Source organism: Pseudomonas sp. Sample_16, assembly GCF_004307665.1.
Lineage (GTDB): Bacteria > Pseudomonadota > Gammaproteobacteria > Pseudomonadales > Pseudomonadaceae > Aquipseudomonas.
In genome coordinates this window covers 1-8031 of sequence record NZ_RCOB01000026.1, presented here as the reverse complement: position 1 = coordinate 8031, position 8031 = coordinate 1, and the positions used below count along the sequence as shown (strand labels likewise).

Here is an 8031-nt window from a genome sequence, read left to right as displayed (position 1 = left end):
CTGGAAGTCGGCTTTGCTGGCTGCGGTGAAGAACGCCATCTGTGGTACTCCGCTTGGGCTTGTTATTGATGGAAGCGTCGCGTGCAAAACCCCTGTCAGGGGCTACCCGTCAGCCTGTTCCTGATTCTCGGGCAGAGGAAACAGGGTGACAGGTGGGTGAAGCTGGACGAGACACTCGGGTCACATTCACCTTCCGTGAATGGGCATCTGCAAAAACGACTGGGCTGCGTGCAGCGCAATGTCTTTACGGGTGCTCATCCGTTGCGCAGCTTAACGAGTGCGGCAAGGCCCGTGCTTGCGGTGCTGCGACATATTCGGTCAACGGCACGCAGCTTGACGCCGGTGCAACGGATAACACTAGCATCCGCACAGAAAAATGACGGTTTTGCGCTCGTATTTACGGGACATACGTACCAGAAATGACCAGCAACACTTCCCTCGTTCACGACATATCCTCTGACACTCGGACGAGCATAATTGTGCGTGTGCTGGCAAAATCGCTCTCTATCGCGCCTATCACGCTCGTTCAGCCAGGAATTGCCCCATGCAAATGACAACCGCCCTCTTGATCGTCAACCCATGCGATGACGAAGAAGACAACATGGCCATGCTCTGCTGCCACAGCGAAAAGGGCGAAATGTTCCTGATGAGCCGTTATCCGGACGAGGATGAGCTGGAAATCACCCTCGATGGCGAGCCATCGACGCTGGACGGGGTAAAAGTCACCCTCAGCCCGACCCTGCTGAAGATCGAAATCGCCGCGGCGGATGCCGATGCGTTGAATGGGGATGATGTGCTGGAAATTACCTTCAATCCGGATATGGTCGATATGGCCGAGGTCGAGCTGACCTTGAAGAATATTCTGGACGGCACTGGCACCTATATCAGCCAGATTTGATGGCGTCTGGACAGGCCCAATCGCTGGCAAGCCAGCTCCCACAGGTTTTAGCGGCGTGCAGGCAATTTATGCAACGCAGCGATCACTGTGGGAGCTGGCTTGCCAGCGATGGGGCCGGAACTGCCGGTCCAACACTCCCCTGCTACAAAAAACCACCAATGCGCCCCGGTATTTCCCGCGCTTTGCACAAATGCCGTTAGTCGCCACCCCCCGCGATGGATTAAAGTAACGCCCCCAGCCCTGGCGTATGACGTATGCCCTCGGCCATCCATTTCCAGGAACAGTCATCGATGGAACATCGTGAAGCGCTGCTGGCGCTGCGAACCTTTCTTTCAACGCAGATTCTCGGCCAGGAAAAACTCATCGAGCGCTTGCTCATCGCCTTGCTTGCCGACGGCCACATGCTGGTAGAAGGCGCGCCTGGCCTGGCCAAGACCAAGGCCATCAAGGAATTGGCCGAAGGCATCGAGGCTCAGTTCCATCGCATCCAGTTCACGCCCGACCTGCTCCCTGCCGATATCACCGGAACGGAGATCTATCGCCCGGAAACCGGCAGCTTCGTGTTCCAGCAAGGCCCGATCTTCCACAATCTGGTGCTGGCGGACGAAATCAACCGTGCTCCGGCCAAGGTTCAGTCGGCGCTGCTTGAAGCCATGGCCGAGCGCCAGGTCAGTGTTGGACGCAGTACTTACGAGTTGTCGCCGCTGTTTCTGGTGATGGCCACGCAAAACCCCATCGAGCAGGAAGGCACCTATCCACTGCCTGAGGCGCAGCTCGACCGCTTCCTGATGCACGTGAAAATCGGCTTCCCGGATGCCGCCGTCGAACGCCGCATCCTGCAACAGGCCCGTGGCGAAGCGTTGAATGGTGAAACCAAACCCGAACGCCGGGTCAGCCAGCAGGCGATCTTCGCCGCACGCAAGGAAATCCTCGGCTTGTACATGGCCGACGCCGTGGAGGAATATCTGGTGCAACTGGTCATGGCCACCCGCACCCCGGCCAAATTCGACCCGGAGATGGCCGAATGGATCGCCTATGGCGCCAGCCCTCGCGGCTCGATTGCCCTCGACCGCTGCGCCCGCGCCCACGCCTGGCTTGCCGGGCGCGACTTCGTCAGCCCGGAAGACATTCAGGCGGTACTGTTCGATGTGCTGCGTCACCGCATCATTCTCTCCTTTGAAGCCGAAGCCGCTGGCATCGATCAGGACCGAGTGGTCCAGCGGATTCTCGACGTCGTAGCTGTCGCTTGAGTCCGATGAACGCCCTCCTGCCGTCTCAACCGGGCATCCGCGTCACGCTGGCCGAGCTGATCGAGATGCGCCATCGCGTGCGTGAAGTGCAGCTGTTTTCCACGCCGAGCCAACGCAGCCCGCTGATTGGCCTGCACCACTCGAAGCTGCGCGGGCGTGGGGTGGACTTCGATCAGGTGCGGGTCTATCAGGCCGGCGACGACGTGCGCACCATCGACTGGCGCGTCACCGCCCGAACGCAAGAACCACACACCAAACTGTTCCATGAAGAACGCGAGCGGCCGATTTTCATCATGGTCGAGCAAAGCCGCCGACTGTTTTTCGGCTCGGGCCTGATGTTCAAATCGGTGCTCGCCGCCCAGGCCGCAGCGCTGATCGGCTGGGCCGCACTGGGCCACAATGACCGGGTCGGCGGTCTGGTGTTCGGCGACAACGAGCACTACGAAATCAAGCCCCGCCGCAGCAAACAAAGCCTGTTGCAATTGCTCAACCGCCTGGTACGGGTCAATCAGTCGCTGCACACCGAAAGCGAGCCGGATCGCGACGCGTTCGGCATTGCCCTGCGCCGCGCCCGCGAGGTATTGCGCCCCGGCAGCCTGGCGATCGTGATTTGCGATGAGCGCGCCTTGTCGGAAAGCGCCGAACAACAGCTGAGCCTGTTGTCGCGCCATTGTGATCTGTTGCTGCTGCCTCTTTCCGACCCGCTGGATCATGCCCTGCCTGCAGCCGGGCTGCTGCGCTTTGCTGAACGCGGCGCGCAACTGGAGCTCGACACGCTCAACTTCGATCTGCGTCAGACCTACCGTGCCCAGGCTGAAAGCCGCATCGCCCGCTGGGAATTGCTCGCGCAAAAGCTGCGGGTATTGCTGATGCCCTTGAGCACCCAAAGCGAAATGGTCGAACAGCTGCGCGAATACTTGAACCCGCAGAAACCAGGAAAAGGCCGATGAACGGTCTCGATCAACTGCAACCACTGATCTCTCCGCCCCAGATCGGATTCTGGCCTCCTGCGCCGGGCTGGTGGTTCTTGCTGTTGCTGTTGCCGATCATTGGTTTCGGCGTGTGGAAGCTGCGCCGATTCATTCCCAACAAACGCCCCGTCGTGCGTGCCGAACAACCGCTGGACCCGGTACGCGTCGCCGCGCTGGCCGAACTGGCGCTGATGCCCAAGCCTTACGACGGTGCTCCGGCCGGCGCCTGGTTGCAGCAACTCAACGGCTTGCTCAAGCGTCTTTGCCGCAACCACTACCCTTACAGCCAGAGCCATACCCTCAATGGCCGCAAATGGCTGGCATTCCTCGACAACCGCTGCCCGGCTGCCGGCCTGACCCGCTGGATGGTGCTGGTCGAAGGCGCCTACAAGCCCGAATGCAAGCTCGACGACAAGGCCATCGCCGGCCTGACCCAGGCGGTTGAAACCTGGATTCGCAAACATGTTTGAGTTCGCCTGGCCGTGGATTTTTGCCCTGCTGCCCTTGCCGTGGCTGATGCGCATCGTGTTGCCGGTGGCCGACAGTGGCGAACCGGCGCTCAAAGTCAGCTTCCTCAACGACCTCGAAGGCCTGGCTGGGCGTCGCGCCCGGGCCAATCTGCCAGCCTGGCGCCAACAGGCTCCGTTCCTGCTGTTGTGGCTGATGTTGTTGACCGCCGCCGCGCGCCCGCAATGGCTCGGCGACCCGCTGCCGATTGCCGCCAGTGGCCGGGATCTGTTGGTGGCGGTCGACGTCTCCGGTTCCATGGACTACCCCGACATGCAATGGCAGGACGAGGACGTCAGCCGCCTGACGCTGGTCCAGCATTTGCTCGGCGACTTCCTGGAAAGCCGCGAGGGCGATCGGGTCGGCCTGATCCTGTTCGGCAGCCAGGCTTACCTTCAGGCCCCGCTGACCTTTGATCGGCACACGGTACGTGTCTGGCTCGACGAGGCGCGCATCGGCATTGCCGGCAAGAACACCGCCATTGGCGACGCCATTGGCCTGGCCCTCAAACGCCTGCGCCAACGGCCGGCCCAAAGCCGGGTACTGATCCTGGTCACTGACGGCGCCAACAACGGTGGCGAGATCGATCCGCTGACGGCGGCGCGACTGGCGGCCAAGGAAGGGGTGAAAATCTATCCGATCGGCATCGGCGCAGACCCGGAACAAAGCGGCACCTTGGGTTTTCTCGGCATCAACCCAAGCCTGGATCTTGATGAACCCTCCCTGATGTCCATCGCCGAAGCTACCGGCGGCCAGTATTTCCGCGCACGTGATGGCAAGGAGTTGCAGGCCATCAAGGCTACCCTCGATCAACTGGAGCCCGTGACCCAGCAACCGACCCAGGCTCGTCCGGCCCAGGCGTTGTATCACTGGCCGTTGGCGATTGCGCTGTTACTGAGCATTTTATTGGTGGCACGCGAACTCTGGCCGGACAACCCTCTTCAACGGCTGTTTACCAAGGATCTGTTTTTGCAAACGCAACTGCCTGACTGGCGCCAGCGTCTTAAACGCCTGCGCCTGCGGAGACGCCGATGAGCGCGCTCTGGCCGTATTGGTTCCGCCCAGGGTGGTTGCTGCTGTTGCCATTGCTAGGCTGGCTGCTCTGGCAGCTCTGGCACCGGCAGAAGCGCGCCGGCCGCTGGCAGATGATCCTGCCGCCGGCCTTTCACGCGGCGCTGCTCAGTGGTGGCAATGGCCGCGACAGCAAATTACCTTGGGTCGCGCTGGGTGTGGCGTGGCTACTGACGGTTTTCGCGCTGCTCGGCCCGAGCTGGTCGCGAGTAGAACAACTCAGCCAGAAACCTGCCGATCCGCTGGTGGTCATCCTTGAATTGACCCCGGAAATGCTCGCCACCGACGTCCAGCCCAACCGCCTGGAACAAGCCCGGCGCAAGCTGTTTGACCTGCTGCAGTACCGTAGCGATGCGCAGACCGCCATTGTCGTCTATGCCGGCAGCGCCCACACGCTGGTGCCGTTGTCGGACGACCTGTCGACCAGCCGCAACTTGCTGGATGCACTCAAGCCGTCGCTGATGCCGGAACCCGGCCACCGCGCTGATCTGGCGGTAGCCAAGGCCCTCGCATTGCTGGAGCAAGCAGCGCTGGGAGACGGTCGGATCCTGATGATCGGCTCATCCCTCACGGAAACCGAACGCGAAGGCATCCGCCGCGCGCTGAGTGGCAAATCAACACAATGGCTGATGATTGGCGTCGGCACCGCCGAAGGCGCGCCGATCACTCAGGAGGACGGCAGTTTTCTCAAGGACGAACAGGGCGCCATTCTGGTGCCGCATCTGGATGACCCCGGACTGAAAGCCTTTGCCAAAGATCTGGACGGGCGCTATCGCCATGCACGCCTGGGCGACGCGGATCTGCGTGCCCTCGGTTTGCTCGATGGCCCACGCAACTTGCGTAACGATGGCCAGACCTTGCGCCTGGATACTTGGGCCGATCAGGGTTATTGGCTGTTGTTGCCGCTATTGCTTCTGGCGGCTTGCGCTGGTCGCCGTGGCTGGTTGTTGTGCCTGCCGTTGTTGCTGGCACTGCCGCAGCCCAGCCAAGCCTTTGAATTCCAGGACCTGTGGTTGCGCCCCGACCAACAGGGCTTGCACTTGCTCAAGCAAAACCGCCCGGCGCAAGCCGCGCAACACTTTGCCGATCACCAATGGCAAGGCGTGGCCCTCTATGAGGCCGGTGATTACACTGGGGCCGCCCAGCGTTTCGCCGAAGGCAACGACGCCCACGCCCACTACAATCGTGGCAACGCCCTGGCTAAAAGTGGTGAACTGGAGGCGGCGCTGGATGCTTACGAACAGGCCCTCGAGCGGCAACCGGATTTGCGTCCGGCGTTGACCAACAAGGCACTGGTGGAAAGTCTGCTCAAGCAAAAGGTATCCCCGGCTGCAGCCGAACCGGACAACACCGCCAACGCAACGCCCCAGGTCAATGAGCAGGAAACACCGCCCGGCACCCAGGCTCAACCGTTGAGCAATGGCGAACCGAAAGCCACCGATCATCAGGCCAGCGATACCGAGCAACCGTCGACCCTGCCTCCGCGTCCCGGCGCCAACGAAGTCCCGGGCAGCGAGCTGGGTGACGAACAGCACACTACACCGCCCATGCGTCCGGCCAGCGACAGCATCGAAGGCGAGCAGCAACAAGCACTGGAGCAATGGCTGCGGCAGATTCCGGACGACCCGGCAGAATTGCTCAGGCGCAAATTCTGGTACGAACAGCAACAACATCAGGATCAGGGAAAAACTCGATGACCCGCTTCACCGCTTTCACCATCGCCTTGCTGGTCTGCACTTCGCAGGTCCAGGCAGCCGAGCTGGTCGCCAGTGTCGATCGCGCGCGCCTGAACTCTGGCGAGACGGTCGAGCTGACCCTGGAATCCAACGACGTCACCCAATTCGGCAAACCTGACCTGACGCCGCTGGAGCCGCTGTTCGAAGTCCGAGGCACACGCCAGGTCAACCAATTGAACACGCTCAGTGGCGACAATCGCGCGACCACCCGCTGGATTGTCACGCTGTTGCCATTGCAGAACGGCAGCGTGGAAATTCCGCCATTGACGCTCGGTGACGCGCAGAGCCAACCGATTACCGTGCAAGTGGTCGCGAGCGAAAGCCAGAACAATCCGAGCAAACAGGCCGCGGTGTTCATCGACGCCAGCCTCGATCAAACCAGCGTCTACGTGCAAGCCCAGGCGATCCTGACCTTGCGCATCTACCATTCGGTGCCGCTGTACGACGACAGCAGCTTGCCCCCGCTGCAGATTCCCGATACGCGCATCGAACAGCTCGGCGAATCGCGCACCTACGAAAAAGACATCAACGGTGTGCGCCACGGCGTTATTGAAATGCGCTACGCGATCTATCCGCAGCACAGCGGCGAACTGATCATTCCAGGGCAGATTTTCAACGCTGCCCTGGTGGACGCGCAGCCCGCCAAGGACGCCTCGACCCAAGCGCCGAAGTCGGGAAAACTCATGCGTGTCAGCTCCGGCGAACTCCTGCTGACAGTCAAGGCCAAACCCATCACCTACCCTGCCGACCTGCCGTGGCTGCCGGCGCGCAGCTTGAGCCTGAGCGAGAGCTGGAGCCCGGAGCCGGAACATGTCCAGGTCGGCGACTCGCTGACGCGCAGCCTTAAAGTCACCGCCGAAGGGCTGTCCAGCTCGCAACTGCCGCCGCTGCCGGGTACAGATGTCAGCGGTTTGCGCCGTTATCCGGATCAGCCGGTGCTCGCCAACCAGAACAGCGAACGCGGCCTGGTGGGCAGTCGCGAAGACCGTGAAGCGCTGGTTCCGTCCCGAAGCGGTTCGATCGAATTGCCGTCGGTTGAAGTGGTCTGGTGGAACACCTTTGAAGATCATCTGGAACACACCAGCCTGCCCGCCCGAACCCTGCAAGTGGCGGCCAATCCAAGCCTGATGGTCGATACACCGGCCGGCACTGCCCCGACCAATGCCACCGCCGACAGCGAAACGCTGTGGCGCTGGCAACTCAGCACGCTGATTCTGGCCTGTACCACCCTGCTCGGCTTCGGCCTGTGGTGGCGGGCGCGCTGGCAACCGGCAATCCTGCGCGCCGCGCAAACCGGCCCGAGCCCGCGCACCGTGCTCGACGACCTCAAGCGTGCCTGCCAGGCCAACGACCCCCACGCCACCCGCCAGGCCCTCGACGCCTGGGCCAGGCAACAACCGGAAACCCTGGCCGACATGGCCGCCCGCTTCGTCCCCTTGTCCGACGCCCTCGACGGTCTGAACGGCGCGCTCTACAGCGAGACCGGCCAGCATTGGCAAGGTGAAGAACTGTGGCGGGTGATTCGCACCATTCCGATAGCCGAACGGGTCCAGGACCCGGTGGCTGACAGCGGCTTGCCGCCGCTTTATCCCAAATAA

7 protein-coding genes are annotated in these 8031 nt (G+C 61.9%); all 7 read left to right on the top strand.

Features of this window, described 5'->3' with window-relative positions:
- The first annotated feature begins 544 nt into the window (after nt 1-544).
- A complete protein-coding gene (locus D8U69_RS03555; protein WP_056855521.1) occupies nt 545-898 on the top strand; it encodes a hypothetical protein in 354 nt (117 codons plus the stop codon).
- A gap of 290 nt (nt 899-1188) precedes the next feature.
- Nucleotides 1189-2148 (top strand): MoxR family ATPase, encoded by a 960-nt coding sequence (locus D8U69_RS03550; protein WP_003218556.1) that lies wholly within the window; start codon nt 1189-1191, stop codon nt 2146-2148.
- A 5-nt stretch (nt 2149-2153) separates the two neighbouring features.
- Nucleotides 2154-3098 (top strand): DUF58 domain-containing protein, encoded by a 945-nt coding sequence (locus tag D8U69_RS03545; RefSeq protein ID WP_056855522.1) that lies wholly within the window; start codon nt 2154-2156, stop codon nt 3096-3098.
- Nucleotides 3095-3589 carry a DUF4381 domain-containing protein gene (locus D8U69_RS03540; RefSeq protein ID WP_056855523.1) on the top strand — a complete coding sequence of 165 codons (495 nt, stop codon included), beginning with the start codon at nt 3095-3097 and terminating at the stop codon, nt 3587-3589. The genes D8U69_RS03545 and D8U69_RS03540 overlap by 4 nt, the downstream gene beginning before the upstream one ends.
- The gene (locus tag D8U69_RS03535) at nt 3582-4661 is read left to right on the top strand and encodes a VWA domain-containing protein (RefSeq protein WP_130906697.1); all 1080 of its coding nucleotides are present in this window, start codon (nt 3582-3584) and stop codon (nt 4659-4661) included. The genes D8U69_RS03540 and D8U69_RS03535 overlap by 8 nt, the downstream gene beginning before the upstream one ends.
- Nucleotides 4658-6394, top strand: a complete 1737-nt coding sequence (locus tag D8U69_RS03530; RefSeq protein ID WP_056855525.1) for a VWA domain-containing protein — start codon at nt 4658-4660, stop codon at nt 6392-6394. Before D8U69_RS03535 ends, D8U69_RS03530 begins: the two co-directional genes overlap by 4 nt.
- The gene (locus D8U69_RS03525) at nt 6391-8031 is read left to right on the top strand and encodes a BatD family protein (protein WP_130906696.1); all 1641 of its coding nucleotides are present in this window, start codon (nt 6391-6393) and stop codon (nt 8029-8031) included. Before D8U69_RS03530 ends, D8U69_RS03525 begins: the two co-directional genes overlap by 4 nt.

What these genes read in the sequence shown, in the direction of transcription:
- D8U69_RS03530 (WP_056855525.1), top strand. Translation starts at nt 4,658, where the DNA reads ATGAGCGCGCTCTGGCCGTATTGGTTCCGCCCAGGGTGGTTGCTGCTG.
- D8U69_RS03540 (WP_056855523.1), top strand. Translation starts at nt 3,095, where the DNA reads ATGAACGGTCTCGATCAACTGCAACCACTGATCTCTCCGCCCCAGATC.
- D8U69_RS03535 (WP_130906697.1), top strand. Translation starts at nt 3,582, where the DNA reads ATGTTTGAGTTCGCCTGGCCGTGGATTTTTGCCCTGCTGCCCTTGCCG.
- D8U69_RS03545 (WP_056855522.1), top strand. Translation starts at nt 2,154, where the DNA reads ATGAACGCCCTCCTGCCGTCTCAACCGGGCATCCGCGTCACGCTGGCC.
- D8U69_RS03555 (WP_056855521.1), top strand. Translation starts at nt 545, where the DNA reads ATGCAAATGACAACCGCCCTCTTGATCGTCAACCCATGCGATGACGAA.
- D8U69_RS03550 (WP_003218556.1), top strand. Translation starts at nt 1,189, where the DNA reads ATGGAACATCGTGAAGCGCTGCTGGCGCTGCGAACCTTTCTTTCAACG.
- D8U69_RS03525 (WP_130906696.1), top strand. Translation starts at nt 6,391, where the DNA reads ATGACCCGCTTCACCGCTTTCACCATCGCCTTGCTGGTCTGCACTTCG.